General features: G+C 60.0%; 22 protein-coding genes. 11 read left to right on the forward strand and 11 right to left on the reverse strand.

The window, feature by feature from the left end; all coding sequences use genetic code 11:
* Positions 1-86: 86 nt before the first annotated feature.
* A complete protein-coding gene (locus ABI796_RS10260) occupies positions 87-2,480 on the forward strand; it encodes an excinuclease ABC subunit UvrA (RefSeq protein WP_174754536.1) in 2,394 nt (797 codons plus the stop codon).
* A 124-nt stretch (positions 2,481-2,604) separates the two neighbouring features.
* On the opposite strand, the gene ABI796_RS10265 is transcribed toward ABI796_RS10260, so the two are convergent.
* Complete coding sequence (locus ABI796_RS10265) at positions 2,605-3,456, reverse strand: RNA polymerase sigma factor (protein WP_141283529.1); 852 nt, start codon at positions 3,454-3,456, stop codon at positions 2,605-2,607.
* Positions 3,457-3,558: 102 nt separating this feature from the next.
* Between ABI796_RS10265 and ABI796_RS10270 the strand changes: the two genes are divergently transcribed.
* On the forward strand, positions 3,559-4,560 hold the full coding sequence (locus ABI796_RS10270) for an Lrp/AsnC family transcriptional regulator (protein ID WP_141283530.1): 1,002 nt from the start codon (positions 3,559-3,561) through the stop codon (positions 4,558-4,560).
* A gap of 52 nt (positions 4,561-4,612) precedes the next feature.
* On the opposite strand, the gene ABI796_RS10275 is transcribed toward ABI796_RS10270, so the two are convergent.
* Both ABI796_RS10275 and ABI796_RS10280 read right to left on the reverse strand, forming a co-directional pair.
* Positions 4,613-5,038 carry a VOC family protein gene (locus ABI796_RS10275; RefSeq protein WP_141283531.1) on the reverse strand — a complete coding sequence of 142 codons (426 nt, stop codon included), beginning with the start codon at positions 5,036-5,038 and terminating at the stop codon, positions 4,613-4,615.
* Between the two features lie 85 nt (positions 5,039-5,123).
* Positions 5,124-5,579, reverse strand: a complete 456-nt coding sequence (locus tag ABI796_RS10280; RefSeq protein ID WP_141283532.1) for a VOC family protein — start codon at positions 5,577-5,579, stop codon at positions 5,124-5,126.
* Between the two features lie 159 nt (positions 5,580-5,738).
* Between ABI796_RS10280 and ABI796_RS10285 the strand changes: the two genes are divergently transcribed.
* Together ABI796_RS10285 and ABI796_RS10290 are read left to right on the forward strand one after the other, a co-directional pair.
* Positions 5,739-6,128: a DUF3054 domain-containing protein gene (locus ABI796_RS10285; RefSeq protein ID WP_141283533.1), complete on the forward strand. Its 390-nt coding sequence runs from the start codon at positions 5,739-5,741 to the stop codon at positions 6,126-6,128.
* Between the two features lie 72 nt (positions 6,129-6,200).
* Positions 6,201-6,479, forward strand: a complete 279-nt coding sequence (locus ABI796_RS10290) for an Lrp/AsnC family transcriptional regulator (RefSeq protein ID WP_014921945.1) — start codon at positions 6,201-6,203, stop codon at positions 6,477-6,479.
* 54 nt (positions 6,480-6,533) lie between these two features.
* Here the strand turns inward: ABI796_RS10290 and trpD are convergent, their stop codons facing one another.
* Positions 6,534-7,592 carry an anthranilate phosphoribosyltransferase gene (trpD, locus tag ABI796_RS10295; RefSeq protein ID WP_141283534.1) on the reverse strand — a complete coding sequence of 353 codons (1,059 nt, stop codon included), beginning with the start codon at positions 7,590-7,592 and terminating at the stop codon, positions 6,534-6,536.
* A 148-nt stretch (positions 7,593-7,740) separates the two neighbouring features.
* Here trpD and ABI796_RS10300 point away from each other — a divergent pair, with 148 nt between their 5' ends.
* From ABI796_RS10300 to ABI796_RS10315, 4 genes are all read left to right on the forward strand, one after another.
* Positions 7,741-8,379, forward strand: coding sequence for a heme-copper oxidase subunit III (locus ABI796_RS10300; RefSeq protein WP_141283535.1), 639 nt, complete (start codon positions 7,741-7,743; stop codon positions 8,377-8,379).
* 88 nt (positions 8,380-8,467) lie between these two features.
* Positions 8,468-9,256 (forward strand): c-type cytochrome, encoded by a 789-nt coding sequence (locus ABI796_RS10305; protein WP_141283536.1) that lies wholly within the window; start codon positions 8,468-8,470, stop codon positions 9,254-9,256.
* 96 nt (positions 9,257-9,352) lie between these two features.
* Positions 9,353-10,423, forward strand: a complete 1,071-nt coding sequence (locus ABI796_RS10310) for a ubiquinol-cytochrome c reductase iron-sulfur subunit (RefSeq protein ID WP_043470287.1) — start codon at positions 9,353-9,355, stop codon at positions 10,421-10,423.
* The gene (locus tag ABI796_RS10315; RefSeq protein ID WP_141283537.1) at positions 10,401-12,074 is read left to right on the forward strand and encodes a cytochrome b; all 1,674 of its coding nucleotides are present in this window, start codon (positions 10,401-10,403) and stop codon (positions 12,072-12,074) included. The genes ABI796_RS10310 and ABI796_RS10315 overlap by 23 nt, the downstream gene beginning before the upstream one ends.
* A 132-nt stretch (positions 12,075-12,206) precedes the next feature.
* On the opposite strand, the gene ABI796_RS10320 is transcribed toward ABI796_RS10315, so the two are convergent.
* On the reverse strand, positions 12,207-12,995 hold the full coding sequence (locus ABI796_RS10320) for a GntR family transcriptional regulator (RefSeq protein ID WP_141283538.1): 789 nt from the start codon (positions 12,993-12,995) through the stop codon (positions 12,207-12,209).
* Between the two features lie 155 nt (positions 12,996-13,150).
* On the opposite strand from ABI796_RS10320, the gene ABI796_RS10325 reads away from it, so the two are divergent.
* A complete protein-coding gene (locus tag ABI796_RS10325) occupies positions 13,151-13,444 on the forward strand; it encodes an HPr family phosphocarrier protein (protein WP_174754540.1) in 294 nt (97 codons plus the stop codon).
* A 104-nt stretch (positions 13,445-13,548) separates the two neighbouring features.
* On the opposite strand, the gene ABI796_RS10330 is transcribed toward ABI796_RS10325, so the two are convergent.
* The 5 genes from ABI796_RS10330 to ABI796_RS10350 all read right to left on the reverse strand — a co-directional run bounded on the left by ABI796_RS10330 (position 13,549) and on the right by ABI796_RS10350 (position 18,740).
* A complete protein-coding gene (locus ABI796_RS10330; protein WP_017197598.1) occupies positions 13,549-13,950 on the reverse strand; it encodes a cytochrome c oxidase subunit 4 in 402 nt (133 codons plus the stop codon).
* Entirely contained in the window at positions 13,947-15,671 is a 1,725-nt protein-coding gene (ctaD, locus tag ABI796_RS10335) for a cytochrome c oxidase subunit I (protein ID WP_011774899.1), read from the reverse strand. The genes ABI796_RS10330 and ctaD overlap by 4 nt, the downstream gene beginning before the upstream one ends.
* Before the next feature lie 10 nt (positions 15,672-15,681).
* Positions 15,682-16,551, reverse strand: coding sequence for a cytochrome c oxidase subunit II (gene coxB / locus ABI796_RS10340; RefSeq protein WP_141283539.1), 870 nt, complete (start codon positions 16,549-16,551; stop codon positions 15,682-15,684).
* Between the two features lie 183 nt (positions 16,552-16,734).
* Positions 16,735-17,127 carry a HesB/IscA family protein gene (locus ABI796_RS10345; protein WP_011774901.1) on the reverse strand — a complete coding sequence of 131 codons (393 nt, stop codon included), beginning with the start codon at positions 17,125-17,127 and terminating at the stop codon, positions 16,735-16,737.
* 179 nt (positions 17,128-17,306) lie between these two features.
* Positions 17,307-18,740 carry a dipeptidase gene (locus ABI796_RS10350; protein WP_141283540.1) on the reverse strand — a complete coding sequence of 478 codons (1,434 nt, stop codon included), beginning with the start codon at positions 18,738-18,740 and terminating at the stop codon, positions 17,307-17,309.
* 129 nt (positions 18,741-18,869) lie between these two features.
* Between ABI796_RS10350 and ABI796_RS10355 the strand changes: the two genes are divergently transcribed.
* Positions 18,870-19,463, forward strand: coding sequence for a DUF3043 domain-containing protein (locus tag ABI796_RS10355; protein WP_303409130.1), 594 nt, complete (start codon positions 18,870-18,872; stop codon positions 19,461-19,463).
* A 124-nt stretch (positions 19,464-19,587) separates the two neighbouring features.
* Here the strand turns inward: ABI796_RS10355 and ABI796_RS10360 are convergent, their stop codons facing one another.
* Positions 19,588-20,667, reverse strand: a complete 1,080-nt coding sequence (locus ABI796_RS10360) for a quinone-dependent dihydroorotate dehydrogenase (RefSeq protein WP_141283541.1) — start codon at positions 20,665-20,667, stop codon at positions 19,588-19,590.
* A 68-nt stretch (positions 20,668-20,735) separates the two neighbouring features.
* Between ABI796_RS10360 and ABI796_RS10365 the strand changes: the two genes are divergently transcribed.
* Entirely contained in the window at positions 20,736-22,418 is a 1,683-nt protein-coding gene (locus tag ABI796_RS10365) for an FAD-binding dehydrogenase (RefSeq protein WP_141283542.1), read from the forward strand.
* Positions 22,419-22,424 lie beyond the last annotated feature (6 nt).

The following is a 22,424-nucleotide window of genomic DNA, read 5'->3' on the forward strand; positions in this document are numbered from 1 at the left end:
GAAGCTACTGGCTGAGGTTGCCAGCGTGAACCAGGCGACGCCGACGGGGGACTGTTGGGCAGCGCCGCCTAACAGATGGAGAAATCATGACTATTGCCGCGAGCACGGACACGCAATCTCCGGGGTCCCACGTTGCGGACACCCACGATCTGATCCGGGTCCAGGGCGCACGTGAGAACAACCTCAAAGACATCAGCATTGAAATCCCCAAGCGCCGTCTCACGGTGTTCACGGGCGTCTCCGGCTCCGGGAAAAGTTCACTGGTCTTCGCAACCATCGCCGCAGAGTCGCAGCGCATGATCAACGAAACCTATAGTGCCTTCGTCCAGGGGTTCATGCCCTCCCTGGCACGGCCGGACGTTGACGTTCTTGAAGGATTGACTACCGCGATCATCGTGGACCAGGAACGGATGGGCTCCAACCCGCGCTCCACCGTGGGTACAGCCACAGATGCCAACGCCATGTTGCGGATCCTGTTCAGCCGCCTTGGCCAACCCCACATCGGCTCGCCCAACGCCTACTCCTTCAACGTGCCCACCGTGAAGGCCAGTGGCGCCATCACCGTGGAACGCGGCGAAGGCAAAACCAAGACCGAGAAGGCCTCGTTCAATCGCCTCGGAGGCATGTGTTCCCGCTGCGAGGGCATGGGGGCTGTTAATGACTTTGATCTCACGGCCCTGTATGACGACACCAAATCCTTGAGCGAGGGAGCCCTGACCATTCCCGGCTACACGATGGATGGCTGGTATGGCCGCATCTTCAGCGGGTCAGGATTCTTCAATATGGACAAGCCGATCGGAAAGTTCACCAAGAAGGAACTCCACGATCTTCTGTACCGTGAGCCCACCAAGATCAAGGTGGAAGGTATCAACCTCACGTACGAGGGTGTCATCCCCAAGATCCAGAAGTCGATGCTCAGCAAAGACGTGGACTCCTTGCAACCCCATATTCGTGCCTTCGTTGAGCGTGCCATCACGTTCACTACGTGCCCGGAGTGTGAGGGCACCAGGCTCAGCCCCGAAGCGAGGTCTTCCAAGATCAATGGCAAGAGCATCGCGGACGTCTGCACCATGCAGATCAGCGACCTCGCAGAGTGGGTCCGCGGGCTTGATGAGCCCTCCGTAGCTCCGTTGCTCAAGGGCCTCCAACACCTTTTGGACTCTTTCGCCGGAATCGGTCTCGGCTACCTGTCCCTGGACCGCCCTGCCGGAACGTTGTCTGGGGGAGAGGCCCAGCGGACCAAGATGATCCGGCATCTGGGGTCATCGCTCACAGATATCACCTATGTCTTCGATGAACCCACCATTGGCCTGCATCCTCATGACATTGAGCGAATGAACCAGTTGCTGCTGCAGCTTCGGGACAAAGGCAACACCGTGCTGGTAGTGGAACACAAGCCCGAAACCATCGCGATTGCTGACCACGTGGTGGACCTTGGACCAGGTGCCGGTACCGGCGGCGGGACAGTGTGTTTCGAGGGTGATCTGGAGGGGCTGCGGGGGAGCGACACCATCACCGGGCGCCATCTGGATGACCGGGCGTCCATCAAAGACACTGTGCGCCCGGCAGCGGGGTACATGGAAGTCCGGAACGCCTCAACAAACAACCTCAAGAACGTCGACGTCGACATCCCCCTTGGGGTTCTCTGCGTCCTTACCGGCGTTGCCGGCTCCGGCAAGAGTTCACTGGTCCACGGTTCAGTAGCCAAGCGGGACGGCGTCCTGGTGATCGATCAGGGAGCCATCAGGGGATCCCGCAGAAGCAATCCGGCAACGTATACCGGACTGCTGGAACCTATCCGTAAGGCATTTGCCAAGGCCAATGGCGTTAAGCCCGCGCTGTTCAGTTCGAACTCTGAGGGTGCTTGCCCCACGTGCAATGGAGCAGGCGTTATCTACACCGATCTCGGCGTGATGGCCACGGTGGAATCTCCTTGTGAAGAGTGTGAGGGAAAGCGCTTCCAGGCTGCTGTCCTGGAGTACAAACTGGGCGGACGCAATATTGCAGAGGTGCTTGCAATGTCTGTTGACCAGGCCGTGGTCTTCTTCAGCGAGGGTGATGCCCGGACCCTGGCTGCGCAAAAAATCCTGGACCGTCTGGCCGATGTGGGGCTGGGTTACCTGACACTCGGCCAGCCCCTCACCACATTGTCAGGCGGTGAGCGCCAGCGCCTGAAGCTGGCCACGCAGATGTCCGAAAAGGGCGACATCTACATTCTTGACGAGCCAACCACAGGCTTGCACCTGGCCGATGTCCAGAACCTGCTGGGCATGCTTGATCGTCTGGTCGAGTCAGGAAAATCAGTGATCGTCATCGAACACCATCAAGCCGTCATGGCACATGCGGACTGGATCATCGACCTCGGGCCTGGCGCCGGGCACGACGGCGGCAAGATTGTTTTCGCCGGGACGCCGGCTGAGCTGGTGGCTGGCAAGTCGACGCTGACGGGCAAGCATCTGGCTGCGTACGTAGGCGCCTGAAACTGTCACGGCTGGGCCGGCATGACGTTGTGCCGGCCCGCAGCCAACCACTCCTGCGATCAGATCCATAACGCCGATAATCTACATTATGTAAAGTAAAGCCGAAGAGCGCCTCCCCAATCGGTTACCCTGAGCCCTTCATGGCGCTGCGCATTTCGCGTAAGGCAGCCAGAGCGACCTCGCACTCAGTGCAACCGCTCACATGGCGACGAATCTTTTCACTCCCGGCCATACGCTCGTCGCTCAGGACGAATCTCCCAAAATGCCTGGACACCTCTGCGCAGGAATCGACCCTCGGTGCCTCCACTTGATTCTGAAGGAACGCCTTCCTTAGCCCTTTACGAGCACGTATAAGCAACGCCGACACACTGTTTGGAGTCAATCCCATGATCGGTGCCACTTCCGCAGGTTTCATGGCTTCCACCTCGCTGTACCAGAGCACGGCCTGCCAGCGGGCAGGCAGGGACCGAAATGACTCAGTAAGTGAAGACGTCTCCAATGCCTGCAGAGAAGGATCGTCATAACCGGTGTCGCCGCACTGAGGAACGTCGCTCAGAAAGCCGGATCGCCTGGCCTGGACATTTCGACGATGAGCCGTTCTCCGAACGGCTGTCAACAGATAGGCCCTGAAGGAGTCTGCCGGTCCCCGTCCAACCACCAGGGCCTGAAAGACGGACGCAAACGCTTCGCCCACCACGTCGTCCATATCCGATGGATTGTCGGACTCAACACGGGCCACATAGGCTGCAAGGTTTCTATACCTCAGGAAAAGTTCGGCAAAGGCAGAAACCTCCCCTGCGCGAACCAGGACCAGCAAGCAAGGATCGCACCATCGAACCGCTGCCTTCGGGTCCGGATGCGGTTTGGAGTTCGTGGCAGACACCCCGCTCCCCTGCCGCTGCCGGCAAAATTGCGCGTCAGAGGAGCACGTTTCTTCGGAGGCCACCTCAGGGTAGATCAGGTTCGTAGCGGGCATGGCCCCTCTTGCTCGTCAGTATTCTTCGCGGACCCTAGAATCTAGGCAGCACAGAAATAGCCCCACGAAAAATGCAGCCAATTGACGGGAAGGGGGCACCAAATGCAGGATTACGATCTGGATGGGCGTGATTTGAGGCTTCTCCATGCCCTGCAAATCCGTCCGCGCGCCCCCTGGTCTGCGCTCGCTCCGATCGTCGGCGCAGACGCGGTTACCCTCGCCAGGCGCTGGACCGCCCTTCAGGACCAGGGGCTGGCCTGGCTGGCAAGCTACCGGGGACCCGGAGCAAAGTATGTGGGCGCAATCGTTGAGGTGGAGTGCACACCCGCCCGCATTGCCGAGGCCACAGAGGACCTTGCCCGCGACGACGAAGTTCTCTCCATTGACCAAACAATCGGTGGCCGTGACCTGGTAGTGACGTTGCTGTGCCGGACGGATGCGGAGTTGGCAGCGTTTGTCCTGGATCGACTTTCGAACGTTGCAGGCGTGACCGGCACGCGAACGCACCGCGGTATCCGGCTCCTTGCCGATGCCCAGCTGTGGCGGCTGCGCTCCCTTCAGGACGATGAGGCACGCCAACTGGAGTTTAGCCTTCCCCTGCCGGTGGCCGCGCCCAGAGGAATCTCTGCCGACGTCGAAGAACAACTTGCCGGGCTTTTGCGGAGCAACGGCCGCGCCTCCGTGGCGGAGATCTCCGAAGCACTTCAGATCAGCACCTCACGAGCAAGGAATGCCCTGAACACCCTTCTTGCGGAGAAGCGCATGGTGTTGCGCCTGGAAATGGCCCGCCCCTACTCCCCCTGGCCTGTGGCCGTATGGTACTTCCTGCGCGTGCCGGCAACGATGGTGGAATCCGTGGCAGGAAAGCTCGTCGGCTTGCAGGAGGTCCGCCTGGTAGCCACCACCGGCGGCCTGTACTCAATCCTGATGCTGGTATGGCTGCGTCGGGTTGAAGACATGACTGTTCTTGAAAGGCAACTGGGCGAGAGACTCCCCTTTGCAGAGATTCTGGACCGATGCATCGTGCTGCGAACGCCCAAGCACATGGGCAACCGGCTCACAACAGACGGGCGGCGCATCGCCCGGGCAATTCACAGTGAATAGCTGCCCGCAGAAGATACTGCGGGCAGCTCGGTTTGTCCGCTGACAGAAACGACTACTGTTGCTGGGCTCCGGCAATGTTGACCAGCCAGCCGATCCCGAACTTGTCAACACACATCCCGAAGGTGTCACCCCAGGGAGCGGTTTCAAGCGGAACCGTCACCGTCCCGCCGTCGACGAGTTTGTCCCAGTAACCGCGGAGCTCCGCTTCATCCGAGGATTCCCCGCTCAAAGAGACGGAGATGTTGTCGCCGGGGTTGTAGGGCATGCCGTTCGGCGTATCAGCAGCCATCAGCGTCAGTCCATTGCGGGTTTCCAGCATGGCATGCATGACCTTGCCGGATTCGGCCGGGTCTTCGCTGGCCTGGTAGTCGCCGAAAGTGCTGATGTTCAGTTCACCGCCAAAGACGGATTCGTAGAAAGTGATGGCATCCCGGGCATTATCCCGGAATGAGATGTACGGATTGAGGCGGGTTGTCATTGGTCAGTTCTCCTCATGTTGAGATGGTCAAGCATCACCGTGCGGCAATGCTAACAGCGCCACCGGCAAGCTGTCCCCACAGATTTCAGTGGCCGTCGTAGGCCCTTTGAAGTACGTTGATATCCAGTTTGCGCATGGTCAACATCGCCTCCATGGCGCGCTGTGATCCTTCGCGGTCCGGGCCGCCCAAGAGTCCGGACATTGCAGTGGGGACTATCTGCCACGACAATCCGTACCTTTCCTTCAGCCAGCCGCACTGGCTCTCCTGTCCCCCAACAAGCAGAGCTTCCCAGTACCTGTCCACTTCCTCCTGGGAGTCGCAACTCACCACAAGCGACACAGCCTCGTTGAACGCGAAACCCGGCCGCCCATTGAGGCCCATGAACTCCCTGCCCTCAATCTCGAATTGGACGGTCATGGCGTTCCCATCGGGCCCGGCCACTAACGGACCCATGACTGAATTATCGAAGATCGACGTATAGAGCTCGGCGGCTTCAGCCGCTTGACCGTCAAACCACAAGCAGGTCGAAATCTTCTGCATCGGCCGTTCCTCCATATCGTCGGGAACTCCTTGTCCCCTGACAGAGGCTAATACCGTGAGATCACCCACACAACGGTCCACCTTGAATGCAACGCTATGACAAGGCATCTGCTGCAATGACTTTCGCGCCGGAGGGACGCCCCGGATAGTGTCATAAGTATGCCTTCACCCTCACGCCTGTGGATTCCCGCAGCCATTGCCGACCTTCTGCTGATTCTCGTCTTCGCGGCCATAGGGCGCGACGCCCACGCCCGTGGAGACATCATTTCAGGGGCCTTCGCCACAGCGTGGCCCTTCCTGTTTGGAGCAGCCATTGGCTGGCTTCTGGTGCGTGCCTGGCGGGCGCCGTTGGCTGCCTGGCCTGCCGGAGTTGGCATATGGATCGGATCGGTCGCGATAGGAATGCTGCTGCGAGCGGCCACAGGGCAAACCGTCGTGCTTCCGTTTGTTCTGGTTGCCTTGGTCACCCTCGGTGTTTTCCTTCTCGGATACCGGCTCATTGCCCTACTTGCTTTGAGGGCTTCGCGCCAACGGCAACGCCGTACGTGATAGAGCTCCCACCAGCGGAGATGCACTAGGCTGGAAATCGTCCGCAAAGATGCTTGTCCGGAAAGGCCCCACGTGATCACCGCTTTCGTCCTGATCAAGACCGATGCCTCGCGCATACCGGAGACCGCAGAACAAATATCGGCCATTCAGGGCATCAGCGAGGTGTACTCCGTCACTGGCGAATGGGATCTGATCGCGGTTGCCAGGGTGAGCAAGCACGATGAACTTGCCGATGTGATCGCGGACCGCCTGTCAAAGGTTGCTTCGGTAGTCCACACCACCACGCACATTGCCTTCAGGGCCTATTCACAGCACGATCTGGACGCTGCTTTCGCTCTCGGATTCGAGTAGCCACCACCCTGGCTCCATGGCTTTGGCCTTATTTCTTAGCTTTGGCCGTATTTCCTAACTTTGACTCAAGGCCGTCCACTTAGCGAGCACTTCGGCCGCCTTGCCGGAGTCAACCGATTCTGCAGCGCGATCGAAGCCAGCGCGCATCCGCTCCTCGAGGCTGCCCTCTGCGTTGAGATCCACCGAGACCAGCCCAGCAGCCGCGTTCAACAGAACGGCGTCGCGCACTGGCCCCTGCTTACCATCAAGAACCTCGCGCACCACTGCTGCGTTGGCAGCAGCGTCACCTCCCCGAAGGTCAGCAACCGTCGAAGGACGGACGCCCAGGTCCCCCGGTGAAAAGATCTGTTCCCTGACGGTTCCGTTCCTGATCTCCCAGACTGTCGATGGCCCAGTGGGGGTCAGTTCATCAAGGCCGTCGTCGCCACGGAACACCAGTCCCCTGCTACCGCGGCGAGCCAGCACTCCCGCCACCAACGGAGCCATCCGGGCGTTCGCTACCCCTACCGCCGAGGCTTGCACACGCGCCGGGTTCGTCAGGGGCCCTAGGAAGTTAAACGCCGTGGGGACAGCCAGTTCACGGCGCGGGACGGCTGTGTGCCGGAATGATGGGTGGAAGACCTGCGCAAAGCAAAAAGTGATTCCCGCCTCCTCGGCGTTCCGGGCAACTTGCTCGATGGAAAGGTCCAAGCGGACACCCAAGGCTTCCAACACGTCGGCCGAACCCGAAGTGGAAGACGCAGCCCTGTTTCCGTGCTTCACCACCTTGGCGCCGGCACCGGCGGCTACAAGCGCAGCCATGGTGGAAATGTTCACAGTATTCAGGCGGTCTCCACCCGTTCCCACGATGTCCAGCTTTTCACCGGAAATCGTAATCGGGTTGGCGTGCTGAACCATGGCCTCCACAAGGCCCGCCAGTTCTTCCACCGTCTCGCCCTTGGCACGGAGTGCAACCAGGAACCCGGCAATCTGCGCCGGCGTCGCCTCTCCGGACATGATGGTGTTCATGGCCCACTCTGTGTTGCCCACCGCGAGGTCGTCGCCGTTGATCAGTGCTGAGATGAGCCCTGGCCAGGTATTGCTGGCTGCAGGTGCCGTTACCGGAGAAGTCACTCACTGATGCTATCGAGCCGGCAACACCGATGACCAATGTGAACGCGACCGGGAACTTTTCCGCGCGAATTCGCGTCTTTGTAGAAAAAGTCTCCCGAATCGGTGGTTTGCATTGGGAAGTCTGGACTTTTACAGACATAATGTCCTTGTGACATCTGCGACCCATGCCCCCAGTACCCCGGCGCACCCGACGCTGAACCGCCCCAACCTGGTTTCTGTTGGAACCGTTGTTTGGCTGTCCAGTGAGTTGATGTTCTTCGCCGGCCTTTTTGCCATGTACTTCACCCTGCGCTCCACATCGGGACAGATGTGGGCCGAGGAGACGGCCAAGCTCAACTTCCCGTTTGCGCTCGTCAACACCATCGTCCTTGTGGCAAGTTCCTTCACTTGTCAGATGGGCGTCTTCGCTGCTGAGCGACTTGAGCCACGCCGCACAGGTGGGCTCCTGCAGTTCACGCGATGGGGCATGACCGAGTGGTTCGCCCTGACGTTCATCATGGGTGGCTTCTTCGTAGCCGGCCAGACCATGGAATACGCAATGCTCGTATCCGAGCACGTATCCCTGTCGTCCAATGCTTATGGCTCCGCCTTCTACATGACCACAGGCTTCCACGGCCTGCACGTCCTTGGCGGCCTGATCGCGTTCCTGTTCATCATTGGCCGCGCCTTTGCAGCCAAAAAGTTCGGGCACTTTGAAGCGACGTCGGCAATCGTCACCTCGTACTACTGGCACTTCGTTGACGTTGTGTGGATCGGCCTCTTCCTGGTCATCTACGTTCTCAAGTAAGCCCGGCTTTGACTCTTTTTCTACAAGAGGCAGAATTTCAAGAAGCGGCTCTCGGAGCCGACGCAGGATCGAATAAAGGAACCACCACGTGAAGGCACTCTCGCAGAAGCGACGTCACCCACTGGCAGCCATTGCGCTGTTGCTGATGGGCCTCCTCCTCACTGGTGGGCTGTACGCCGTTGCCACAACTGTCAACCAGGCCAAGGCCGACACCACAAGCTTCAGCGCAAGCGACGTAGAAGAAGGCGGCAAGCTCTTTGCCGCCAACTGCGCCACTTGCCATGGCATGGGTGCCAGCGGAACCCAGGACGGCCCCTCGCTGGTCGGCGTGGGTGCTGCTGCAGTTGACTTCCAGGTTGGCACCGGCCGCATGCCCATGCAGATGAGCGGCCCGCAGGCCCAGCAGAAACCCGCCCAGTTCAACGCCGAGCAGACCAAGCAGCTCTCCGCTTACGTTGCATCCCTCGGTGCAGGTCCGGCCATCCCTGAGGCAAACCTCCTCGACGGAAAGGGAGACGCAGCCAACGGTGGCGAACTCTTCCGCGTCAACTGCGCCATGTGCCACAATGCCGCAGCTGCCGGCGGCGCCCTGACCCGCGGCAAGTTCGCTCCCGCATTGGCAGGTGTGAGTGCTGAGCACATCTACGAAGCCATGGTTACCGGTCCGCAGAACATGCCCGTCTTCAGCGACTCCAATGTCACTCCTGAAGACAAGCGCGACATCATCACCTTCCTGAAGACCATCGAAGCCAACGGGTCACCCGGCGGCGCGGATCTGGGCTCCCTTGGCCCGGTGTCCGAAGGTCTGTTTGTTTGGGTAGCCGGTTTGGGCGTCATCATCGCCTTCACGATTTGGCTGACGTCCCGTACCTCCTAGTCCGGACGCAACAAAACTTCTGCTGCATGGTCAGCAGTTTGAAACTGAAAATAACTCGGCCCCGGCCGAGACAACGAGAGAAGGATGAGGCGAATTATGGGCAACCATAGTGACGGCAGTCCGAACCACTCGGGCACCGTAGCTACGGCTGGTCAGAATGAGGTGGAGAAGTTCCAGGATCCTGGACTTCCTCCGCATCGTTTGCGCCTGGCTGACACGGACCCGGTAGCCGCAAAGCGCGCCGAGCGTCAGGTAGCCATTCTGTTTGGCACCTCTGTAATCGGTACGCTGGTGTTCCTGGTGGCATACTTTGCCATCGATTTGGGCGAAGATACCTCCATTGCGACCATCCGCACCCAGAACCTCCTTCTGGGCCTCGGTACTGCCTTTGCAATGCTGGGAATCGGCACCGGAATCGTGCACTGGGCCAAGGCCCTGATGCCTGATCACGAAGTGTCCGAAGAGCGCCACGCTATTCGCACGGAAGAGGATCGCCAGGCTGCTGTGCGCATCGTCGACGACATCGTGGACGAGACCGGCATCAAGCGCCGCCCGTTGATCCGCAACACCCTTCTTGGTGCCGTTGCGCTTGCTCCGCTGCCGGCTCTTGCCATCTTTGGCGATCTGGGCCCGCGCCCGGACAACGCTTTGGCTCACACCATGTGGGCACCCGAGGGAGACAAGCTCAAGCGCCTGACCCGCGACCCTGATGGCACTCCCATCAAGGCCTCGGACGTCACCATTGGTTCGGCCTTCCACGTAATTCCTGAAGGACTCAACGAACTCCACGAAGGCAAGCTGAACGAGAAGGCAAAAGCCGTTGTTCTCCTGATGCGCCTGGACCCGGACTCGCTGAACCCGTCCGAGGGTCGTGAAAACTGGAGCTACAACGGAATCGTTGCTTACTCCAAGATCTGCACGCACGTAGGCTGCCCCGTTGCTCTTTACGAGCAGCAGACGCACCACCTCCTGTGCCCCTGCCACCAGTCCACTTTTGACCTCACTCAGGAATGCAAGGTCATCTTCGGACCGGCAAGCCGTCCGCTCCCCCAGCTGCCCATCGCAGTTGATGCAGAGGGCTACCTCGTCGCCACCAGCGACTTCAGAGAACCTGTAGGACCGAGTTACTGGGAGCGTGACGAGCATGAGCGCCTCATCAACAGCTGAAGCCCCCTTCGTTCCGAAGACCAAGGTTGGTAGTTTTACCAACTTCGTGGACGAGCGTGTTGGCGGCTCCGGCATCCTGCGCGAGTTCGGCCGGAAAGTCTTCCCTGACCACTGGTCGTTCATGTTTGGTGAGGTGGCGCTGTACTCCTTCGTCATCTTGCTGATGTCGGGTACATTCCTGACCTTCTTCTTCGACCCGTCCATGGCAGAAACCCACTATCAGGGTTCCTACACGCCGTTGTACAACGTCGAAATGTCCGTAGCCTACAGCTCCTCGCTGAACATCTCCTTCGATGTCCGTGGCGGCCTGTTCATGCGCCAGGTGCACCACTGGGCAGCCCTGCTCTTCGTGGCTTCACTTGGTGTGCACATGCTCCGCGTCTTCTTCACGGGTGCTTTCCGCAAGCCGCGTGAAATGAACTGGGTTGTGGGCGGTGTGCTGCTCATCCTTGCAATGGCTGCCGGCTTCACCGGTTACTCACTCCCCGATGACCTGCTGTCCGGCAACGGCCTGCGCATCATCGACGGTGTCATCAAGTCGATCCCGGTCATCGGTACGTACACCTCGTTCTTCCTCTTCGGCGGAGAATTCCCTGGTACGGCAATCATCGGCCGACTTTACGTTCTGCATATCCTGCTGGTTCCGGCGCTGATTCTCCTGATGATCGTCATCCACCTCTTCATGGTGGTTGTCCACAAGCACACCCAGTACCCCGGCCCGGGACGCAACGACGGCAACGTCGTCGGCTACCCCCTCGGCCCGGTATACGCAGCAAAGGCCGGTGGATTCTTCTTCATCGTCTTCGGTGTTCTTGCACTTATGGCGGCGGCGTTCACGATCAACCCGATCTGGAACTACGGCCCTTACGACCCCTCCCCGGTTTCGGCCGGTACCCAGCCTGACTGGTACATCGGGTTCGTTGACGGTGCGCTTCGCCTTATGCCGGGTGTCATTAACGACTTCCACTTCGAATGGGTCATCTTCGGACGAACCCTGACGCTGAACGTTCTGCTTCCGGCACTTGTCCCGGCCGGAATCATCTTCACGGTGCTGTTCATGTACCCGTGGATCGAACGCTGGGTCACCAAGGACAACCGTGAACACCACGTTCTCGACCGTCCGCGCAACGCCCCCACCCGCACCGCGATCGGCGTGGCCGGCTTCACCTGGTACTGCGTTATGTGGGCAGCTGCAGGTTCGGACCTCATTGCAACCCACTTCCATGTTTCGTTGAACGATGTGACCTACTGGCTGAGGACACTGTTCTTCATCGGCCCTGTGATCGCATTCATCGTCACCAAGCGAATTGCTCTGGCACTGCAGCGCAAGGACCGGGAAATTGCCCTTCATGGTCGTGAGACTGGGCGCATCGTACGACTCCCCCACGGTGAGTTCATCGAGGTCCACGCTCCGCTGGATGAGTACAAGCGTTACAAGCTCGTCGGCTTCGAATCGCCTGCTCCGATTCCGGCGCAGCCGAACGAACACGGCGTTGTTACCGCCAAGGAAAAGCGCCGCGCGGCACTTTCCCGCTGGTTCTTCGAAGACCGCGTTGCTCCGGCAACACCGGCGGAACTCGAGGCAGCACACGCTCACGGTCACCACGAGGCCATCGAGACTGCTGAAGACCAGAAGAGCCTGAGCCACTAACGGTTCAGACCTCGAACATAAAGGAAGGGCCCGGTCCACATGGACCGGGCCCTTCCTTTATCTATGCTCATTCCTACAGTATCTATCCTCATCCCTACAGGGGCGCTCCAGACCTTTCAAACCGATCAGGAGCTACTGGGAGCGGTACCCCGAGGAATAGTTGCGTGTGGGGCGAACTCCAGGCCGCTGCAATGGCACCCAGAGTTTGTAGCGGTCCGCCCGATAGTAGGAGACGGAGTAGTCCACCATTGCACGGGCCACGAACGCATGCCGTTGTATTTTGAGTAACGGAGCCCCCACATCCACATTGAGAAGTCTGGCGGTGGACGGAGACGCCGCAGTGGCTTCAATCATGTCCTCGCCCCACTCCATCACCAAGCCGAAACGCTCGCTCAGAACGTTGTACAGCGAGGTTGGAGGTGCCTCATCGAGCAAACCGGGCACCCGATGGGCTGGAATGAAGTTTTCATCCACACTCATGGGCTCATTGTCGGCCAGAAGCAAACGGCGGAACCGGACCAGCGGGGTGCCTTCGTCCAACTGGAGTTCCCTGGCGAGGAAAGCGCTGGCAGCAATTTGCTCAAAGCTCAAGACCTTGGCGGCAGGGACCATCCCGCGACGCTGCATCTCCTCGCTATAGGAAGTCAGTTTCACCTGCAGGTCCAGCTTCGGTTTTCTTACAAAGGTCCCAAGGCCTACGACTCGCTCAATGACTTCCTCCCCCACCAGGGCGTCAATAGCCTGGCGGACAGTCATCCTGGCTAATCCAAACCGTTCGGACAGATCCCGTTCTGATGGCAGTGCAGATCCGGGAGGACAGGACTGGGCGATGAACGTCCTGAGGATTTCACGGAGTTGAACGTAGATTGGTGTGCCGCTGGCTCGGTCTATTTCACCGGCTATGCTTGCTGCCTCAGCCACGGCAGCCTTCCAGCAATTGAGTCATGATTCAAGAATAAGTGAGTCAGTGCGGAGGTCTAGACCACCACCCCTATGTGGAAGACGAGAGGTCCCGGCGGATAGGCTGGTACGGACCAATTTTTAGACGGAGTCCGTCACTTATCAAAGGAGCTGGGTTGCCGGAGCAGAAGACCTTCGTTGCCGCAGAGATCGGTTTACACGCGCGGGCGGCCGCAGTATTTGTGCGTGCCGTGACGGAGACAGGACTTCCAGTAACCATTCGCAAACAGGACGGCGCTCCGGTTGATGCCCGCTCGCTGCTCGAGGTCATGACGGAGGACTTCGAGCAGGGCTGCACGGTCTATCTGGAAATAGCCCCTGAGGCGCTCAGTGACGAGCAAAGCCTTCAGACCGCTCAGAGTGCTCTGGCCGCGCTTTCAGCCGTCCTGGAGCGTACAGAAGCCCGCTGAGAGCCCATTCGGCTCCTTCACTCTGTGGATACCAAGCAGTCCTTCAGGCTTAAACAGCAATGGGCCCCACCAAAAGGTGGGGCCCATTGCTGTTCTCACACTAACTAGTGGGCGTGATCGCCACGGCTGTACTCAAAAACCCAGCCAACCAATGCAATCAATGCGAGGCCACCGGCAACGTAAGTCACCCAGAAGCCAATGGCAAGACCGAGGAACCCACCGGCACAAGCCAAGCCGAGGACCAGCGGCCACCAGCTCCAAGGGCTGAAGTGCCCTTGCTCGCCGGCGCCTTCATGAATCTCAGCATCGGGACGGTCTTCAGGTCGCAGACCGATGCGCTTGCCGGTGAATCCGAGGTATGCGCCGATCATGCCTGCGAGGCCGCCTACGAGGAGGATGCCGAGGACACCCACCCACTCGTTCCATTCCGTCAGGAAGCCGTAGGCGATAGCTACGGGGACGAAGAAGAAGACTCCTGCTCCGAAGAGCCACGATTCAATTTTCATTTGCTGACGTCCCTTTGGTCGGCGTTACCCAAAACAGCTGCTGCGGGCGACGGGGCCTCGGCGGTGTGAACCTGGGCCAACTCCGGGTGGTGAAGGTCCAGGGCCGGGCGCTCGGAGCGGATACGTGGCAAGGAAGTGAAGTTGTGACGCGGCGGCGGGCAGGACGTGGCCCATTCGAGCGACGCTCCAAAGCCCCACGGGTCATCGACTTCGACCTTCTTGTTGCTGCGCCAGGTGATGTAGACGTTCCAGAAGAACGGCAGGAGCGAAGCACCCAGGACGAAGGAGGAAATGGTGGAGAACTGGTTCATCCACGTGAAGTTATCCTGCGGCATGTAGTCGGCGTAACGACGAGGCATACCTTCAACACCCAACCAGTGCTGGATCAGGAAGGTGCCGTGGAAGCCGAGGAACAGGAGCCAGAAGTGGATCTTGCCGAGCCGCTCGTTGAGCATCTTGCCCGTCCACTTCGGCCACCAGAAGTAGAAGCCCGCGAACATGGCAAACACAACGGTGCCGAACACAACATAGTGGAAGTGTGCCACCACGAAGTAGGAGTCAGAGACGTGGAAGTCAAGCGGCGGCGAGGCCAGGATGATTCCCGTGAGGCCACCGAAGAGGAAGGTAACCAGGAAGCCGATGCTCCAGAGCATGGGCGTCTCAAAGGTAATTGAGCCCTGCCACAGGGTACCGATCCAGTTGAAGAACTTCACACCGGTTGGCACCGCGATCAGCATGGTCATGAAGGCGAAGAAGGGCAACAGCACGGAACCGGTGACGTACATGTGGTGGGCCCACACGGTGACGGACAAGGCGGCAATGGCGATCGTTGCGTAAACAAGACCCTTGTAGCCGAAGATCGGCTTGCGGCTGAAGACCGGGAAGATCTCCGAGACGATGCCGAAGAACGGCAACGCAATGATGTACACCTCGGGGTGCCCAAAGAACCAGAACAGGTGCTGCCAGAGAACGGCGCCACCATTCTCGGGGTCAAAGATGTGGGCACCGAAGCGGCGGTCAGCACCAAGTGCGAACAGCGCAGCTGCCAGCGGCGGGAACGCCATCAGCACCAGAATCGCCGTAACAAGAGTGTTCCAGGTGAAGATCGGCATACGCCACATGGTCATGCCGGGAGCACGCATGCAGATGATGGTGGTGATGAAGTTGACGGCACCAAGGATGGTTCCGAAACCGGACAATGCGAGGCCAAAGACCCAGAGGTCACCACCCACGCCAGGGCTGAAGGTGGTGTTGGACAGTGGAGCATATGCGAACCAGCCGAAGGATGCAGCACCCTGCGGCGTGATGAAGCCGGAAACAGCAATGGTGGAACCGAAGAGGAAGAACCAGAATGCCAGCGCGTTCAGTCGCGGGAAAGCGACGTCGGGAGCGCCGATCTGCAGCGGCATGATGACGTTCGCAAAACCGGCAAACAGCGGCGTAGCGAACATCAGGAGCATGACGGTGCCGTGCATGGTGAACATCTGGTTGTACTGCTCTTTGGTCTGCAGGATCTGCATTCCGGGTTCGAACAGTTCAGCGCGGATCAACAGCGCCATAACGCCACCGAGGCAGAAGAACACGAAGGACGCAATGAGGTACATGTACCCGATGGTCTTGTGGTCGGTGGAGGTGATCCAGTTGACGACGATGCGCCCCTTGGACTTAGGAACAACGGGAGCTTCGAGGACCCCCGGTGCGGATTGAGTGTACGTAGCCACGTCGCTCCCCTTACTTCTCGTTCAGGTTCGGATTGCGGTCATATTCCGCACCGAGCAGGCCCGTGTTGCCATCCTGGCGAAGCTTGTCCATGTGGGCCTGGAATTCAGACTCGGAGACAACCTTGACGCGGAAAAGCATTTCGGAGTGGTATTCACCGCAGAGTTCGGCACACTTGCCATCGAAGGTGCCCTCCTTGGTTGGAGTGAACCTGATGTAGTTCGTCTTGCCCGGGATCATGTCGCGCTTCTGAAGGAAGGCGGGTACCCAGAATGAGTGGATGACGTCGCGGGAATTCAGCTCCAGATCCACTGACTTGCCTACTGGCAAGTACAGAGTGGGGAGCAGTTCCTTGTTGACCTCGTTGCCGGTGAGGTGGGCCTGTACGCCAGCCTCATGGAGATCTTCTTTGATGACCTCGCCCTGCTTGTAGTTGAAGTCCCACGCCCACTGCTTGCCGCGGACGTCAACAACGACGTCGGCAGGCTGGGAGCGGTCATCAATAGCGCGCTGATCCTGGTCGGTGAAGTAGAAGAACACCAAAACCATGAACAACGGGATGGTCAAGTAGAAGACCTCAAGCGGCAGGTTGTAGCTGAGCTGCTTGGGGAAACCCGTGGTGCCCTTGCGGCGACGGTAAGCGATGATGCACCAGACCAGGAGGCCCCACGTGATAATACCGACTGCCAAGGCGGCGATCCATGAGTTGACCCAGAGGTCCATGATCCGGTCAGTGTGGTTGGTCGTGCCGCGCTCTGTAGGCAGCCAACCCTTCTCTACCTCTGGTGAACATCCGGTCAAAACCAACGCGCCGGCTAGTGCCAAGCCAGTGATCGATGTGATCTTTATGCGTCGGCTGCCGGTTCGGTTCTGCGAACTCACAGACGGCCCTTCCTCTTGTTGCTGTCTCCCGGCAGGCCGAAGGCTCACCGGGCACACTAAAAGTTTTACTACCCGATGTAGAGCTTACCGCTATCACGCGGTTTTCGCGCACATGTCAGCGCCGTGGCTCCGAACGACTTCAAACTCGTCCGGAGGGGCGCCGACATGCGGCGATGGCTCACATCAGTGGAACGAATCACCGCAGGCGCAGGACCCGCCGGCATTCGGGTTATCGATGGTGAAGCCCTGCTTCGAAATGGTGTCTTCGAAGTCGATGCTTGCGCCACTGAGGTAAGGAACGCTCATCTTGTCCACTACCACCTCAACGCCGTCGTAGTCGCGGACAGCATCTCCGTCGAGCAGACGCTCATCGAAGTAAAGCTGGTAGATCAGACCCGAGCATCCGCCAGGCTGGACTGCAACGCGCAGCCGGAGGTCTGTGCGCCCTTCCTGCTCCAGCAGGCTGCGGACCTTACCTGCGGCGACGTCGGTCAGATTGACCTCGTGCGTGGCCAGTTCGTCGTCGTTGGTGACGAGCTGTGCTCCGGTGCTGTTTTCGTTGGTTGCAGTGCTCATTGGCCTACCTTCTTATGAAGCTCTTGGCGGCGGCGCCGGAACGCTGCCTGCCCTTACCCAATAACGTACGGGTTATAGCTAATGCTACGTCGCGCAGACGCTTAGCTATAACTCCTGACGTAACCACACACAGCATCCGGTTGTTCCCGGAGCACGCACGAGGACATTCACCGGTGGCCTCAGGCTTTAAGGCCTTCGGCATTGAGCCGTGCCAACATCAGCGCCTCCGCCAGGACCGCATGCCGGAAGTCTCCTATATGCAAGGATTCATTGGCGCTGTGGGCCCGGGAATCGGGATCCTCCACGCCGGTCACCAGGATCTGAACATCCGGATACATCTCCAGCAGATCAGAGATAAAAGGAATGGAACCGCCGATTCCCATTTCCACGGGCGTGACACCCCACGATTCCCCCAGGGCCCAAAGGGCAACCCGTGCCGCAGCGGACAAAGTGTCTGTGGAAAAGGCATTGCCCCTCTCCCCCGGAGTGAAGGTCACCTGTGCACCAAATGGCGCGTGGGACTCAACGTGCTCCTTCAGGGCGGCCATTGCCGCTTCGGGATCCTGCCCCGGGGCCAACCTCATACTGAACTTCGCGCGGGCAGCCGGGATGAGCGTATTGGATGCGACGTCCACCGCGGGGACGTCCATTCCAATGATGGAAAGTGCCGGTTTGGTCCACAAGCGCGAGGCAATGGTTCCGCTGCCGGCCAGCTTCACGCCGTCGAGCACTGATGCATCGGCGCGGTAGTCCTCTTCGGCAAGGTCCACGGCGACGTCATCCCGGCCCACCAGGCCGGCTACTGCCACGTTGCCGGCGTCGTCATGGAGAGTAGCTATAAGCCGTGACAAAAGTGTTGGCGCATCAAGCACCGGACCACCGAACATGCCCGAATGGACCGCGTGTTCCAGCACTCGCACCTCGAACGTTCCGTCCACCAGGCCTCGAAGGCTGGTGGTCAGGGCGGGGACGCCCACCTTCCAGTTGCTGGAATCGGCAACGACGATCACATCGGCCCGGAGAAGTTCTTTGTGCTCCTCGAGGAACGTCCGGAATGTGGGAGACCCCGCTTCTTCCTCCCCTTCGAAGAAAAAGGTCACCCCAATCCCGAAATCTTCGCCGAGAACCTTGGAAACTGCACTGTAAGCGGCAAGGTGCGCCATGATGCCTGCTTTGTCATCGGCGGCACCACGGCCGTACAACCGGCCATCTCGCTCTTCGGCGACGAACGGCTCGGAGTTCCAAAGGCTGCGGTCCCCGGGAGGTTGCACGTCATGGTGCGCATACAGCAAGATGGTCGGCTTGCCTTCGGCGGCAGGTCGGCGTGCGACGACGGCAGGACCACCGGGCGTACCGTCGGCTTTGCTGCAGCGAAGGATCCGCACGTCCTCCATCCCGGCTTCCTTTACCAGAGCGGCAACAGCGTCAGCGCTCCGATCCAGTTCATTGGGATCGAAGCTTGCCCACGCAATCCCCGGAATAGCCACCAGGTCTTTCAGTGACGCCATAGTGGCCTCAAAGGTTTGGTTTACCGCCGTTGTCAGTGCCTCGACGGGAGTGGAGCCGGAGTGCCCTTGCTTGTTCTGCGGGATCTCCGCATGTGCTGAAGTCATGGGCCACACTTTACCGCCGGGGATTCTTCCCCCGAAGCAGGCACAGCCGGAACCGGTGGGCCGGGCAGCTTGGCCACCGGCAGCGGGACACGTAACGTGGACCACCTTCTTGAGGGGTATTCTGTATGGGTGTTCGGACGCAAAAAGGAAGAGCCCAGCGCTCAATCAGTAGTAGATCAGGCCTACGCCACCGCACCGGAGCCCGGAGCAGGAAAGGGCGCTCCAACGCCCAAGCGGAAGGACCAGGAAGCGGCCCGCAAGCGCCCGCTGGTCCCCACCGACCGTAAGGCTTCAAAGGCAGCGGAAAGGGTAGCCATTCAGGACCAGCGGCAGAAGATGCGGCAGGCCCTGGATACAGGAGATGAGAGGTTCCTCCCCCTCCGTGACAAAGGCCCCCAGAAGCGGTACACCCGAGACTACGTAGACGCCAGGTTCAGCCTGGGCGAGTACCTCATGTTCGGCGCCCTGCTGTTCGTGGTGATTTCGCTGATTATTCCGCCCACCAGCGCCGGCATCAGCTACGTCCTGATTGGCTTCTGGATCATGTTCCTCGCAGTCTTTGTGGACGTGTTCATCCTTTCGCGCAAACTTCGGAAGCGCCTCACGGAGAAGTTCGGCGAAGTGGAACGCGGCTCAATTTGGTATGGCTGCATGCGCGCCCTTCAGTTCCGCAAACTCCGCCTTCCCAAACCCCAGGTAAAGCGCGGACAATTCCCGGCCTAGGCTCCACGCAGCCCCACGGGCTCCATTCCCTGCGTTACCAACAAGAAGACCCCGGACCACTGGTCCGGGGTCTTCTCTGTTTCGGTTTGTCTCCGAAAATGTGTCCCTGACTACAAAGCCATCCTTAGCGGGCTGCGCGCCGGCGAAGTTTCACAAGGCCCTTGTTGATCCGGGAAGCCCAGAAAGGGCCCTCGTAGAGGAAAGCTGTATAGCCCTGCACCAAAGTGGCTCCGGCATCCAATCGGTCCTGAACATCCTGCGGCGTGGCAACGCCACCTACCGCAATAAGGACAAGCTGGTCCCCCACTGAGCCCTTGAGCCTGCGCAGCACCTCCAGGGATCGCTGCTTGAGGGGCGCACCAGACAAACCGCCAGCGCCCAGAGACTCCACTTTCGTGGTGTCCGAGACGAGCCCCTCGCGGGAAATGGTGGTGTTGGTGGCGATAATTCCGTCAAGTTTCAGGTCGAGCGCCAGGCGTGCGACGTCGTCGATGTCTTCATCCGAGAGATCGGGGGCGATCTTGACCAGAAGCGGGACGTGCCGGCCTGCGGCCTCATCGGCTGCGTCGCCGACAGCCCGCAGCAGGGGCCGAAGGGTTTCCACGTTCTGCAGCAAGCGCAAACCCGGGGTATTGGGAGAGCTGACATTGACCACCAGGTAATCTGCAGCCGGCGCAAGGCTGCGGGCACTTATCAAGTAGTCCTCGGTTGCGTCGTCGAGCTCAACCAGCTTGGTTTTACCGATGTTGACCCCAATGATGGGCCGAACGTCAGGGTGCAGCCGCTGCAAAGCAGCCCGTGCTGACTTGAGTCTCGGAGCCACGGCAGCGGCGCCGTCGTTATTGAATCCCATGCGGTTGATAACCGCTTTGTCCTCAATCAAACGGAAAAGGCGCGGTTTTTCATTGCCGGGCTGTGCTTGGCCGGTGATGGTCCCCACTTCCACATGACCAAAACCCAGCTCCGACAAAGCTTCGATTCCGTGGCCCTCCTTATCGAAGCCTGCAGCCAAACCGAACGGGGAGGGGAAGGTGAGCCCCAGCGCCTCCGTGCGAAGCGAAGCATCAGGAGCCGTGATCCGCGCAAGGATCCTACCGGCGCCGGAGCGGTGGGCCGCCCGGATTCCCTGGAAGCCGATCTTGTGGGCCTTCTCGGCATCCATCCAGGAGAAGGCCAACTTGAAGAATGTGGGGTAAACACGCATGGTCCTAGTTTTCCCGCTTACCCACCCCTGACCAAACCCGTGACTTGGCCGCCCGCTAGCATGTAGGGATGCCGCTGGAAAATCGTGATGCAGATCATGGGCACCGCAAGGTCATTGCCGACGTCGTGGTGGTCGGTGCGGGCTTATCCGGACTTGTTGCCGCCGCCACAGCCTATGCTGCGGGCAAGACGGTGGCGCTGGTGGACCAGGAACCCGCAGCCTCTGTTGGAGGTCAGGCGCACTGGTCCTTCGGCGGCCTCTTCATGGTCAATACGCCGGAGCAACGGCGCCTGGGTGTAAAGGACAGCGCAGAGCTGGCTCTGTCCGATTGGCTCGCTTCGGCAGCCTTTGACCGAACCTCGGACAACCATGCCCGGGAGTGGGCGGAGGCCTATGTCCACTTCGCCTCAGGTGAGATGCGGGCATGGTTGCGGAGCCTTGGGGTAGGCATCTTTCCCTTGGTGCAATGGGCCGAACGCGGCGGATACGGGCCGCAGGGGCACGGCAACACGGTTCCCCGCTTCCACCTCACCTGGGGAACCGGTCCTGCGCTTGTTGAGCCGTTCCTCGCCAAGGTGCGCGAGGGCCTCGGCGCCGGCAGGGTCAGCCTTCATTTCAGGCATCGGGCATCGTCCTTGACCACTTCATCAGGCAGGGTCACCGGCGTTTCCGGCGAGCTGTTGGAAGATTCGACGGCGGCGAGGGGTCAGGCGTCCGGACGGGGCGTCGTCGGGAGCTTTGAGGCAGAAGCTGCAGCCGTGGTGGTGACCCTGGGCGGGATTGGTGGTAATCATCAGGCCGTGCGCGGACAATGGCCCGGGCACGGAGCACCTGACTACATGCTCAGTGGCGTTCCGGCGTCCGTTGACGGCGAGTTCCTTTCCGTGGTTGAGTCCGCCGGCGCTTCCTTGGTCAACACTGACCGCATGTGGCACTACCCCGAAGGAATTCACAACGATGATCCGGTGTGGCCCAAGCACGGAATCCGGATCCTGCCCGGACCTTCCTCTCTCTGGTTGGACGCCGAGGGCCACCAACTGCCGGCGCCGCTCTTTCCGGGCTTCGACTCACAGGGAGCATTGAGGCACATCGTGGGAACGGGACATGGATACTCGTGGTTTGTCCTGAACCGCACCATTGCCCTGAAAGAAATGGCACTCTCCGGTTCCGAGCAGAACCCGGATCTTACGGGCAAGAATGTTCGACTGCTCGCATCCCGGCTTCGGCCAACGGCGGATTCACCAATACAGCACTTCATGGACAAGGGTGTCGACTTCCTACAGGCGTCAACACCTGCAGGTCTTGCAACACGGATGAACCAGCTCGCACAAAACACTTTCATTGACGCCGCCGGGCTGGAGGCTATAATCCGGGCACGGGACAACCAGGTGGCCAGCGGCCTGGGCAAGGACCCACAACTGGCCGCCATCAGGGCGGCGCGTCGATTCGCTACCGACAAGCTCATGCGGGTTGCTCCCCCGCACCGATTGACCGATCCTGATCACGGACCCCTAATGGCCATCCGCCTCTCGATATTGACGAGGAAGAGCCTGGGAGGAATCACCACGGATCTGAACTCACGGGTTGTGGATCGCGAAGGCGTGGCAGTGCCCGGGCTCTATGCCGCGGGTGAAGCAGCCGGCTTTGGAGGCGGTGGCGTCCATGGGTACCGGGCCTTGGAAGGAACGTTCCTGGGAGGTTGCCTCTTTACCGGCAGGGCTGCGGGGCGGCACGCCGCCGCCAGTGTCTAAGCTGGA

Origin of the sequence: Paenarthrobacter aurescens (assembly GCF_041549525.1) — a bacterium.
Taxonomy (GTDB): domain Bacteria; phylum Actinomycetota; class Actinomycetes; order Actinomycetales; family Micrococcaceae; genus Arthrobacter; species Arthrobacter aurescens.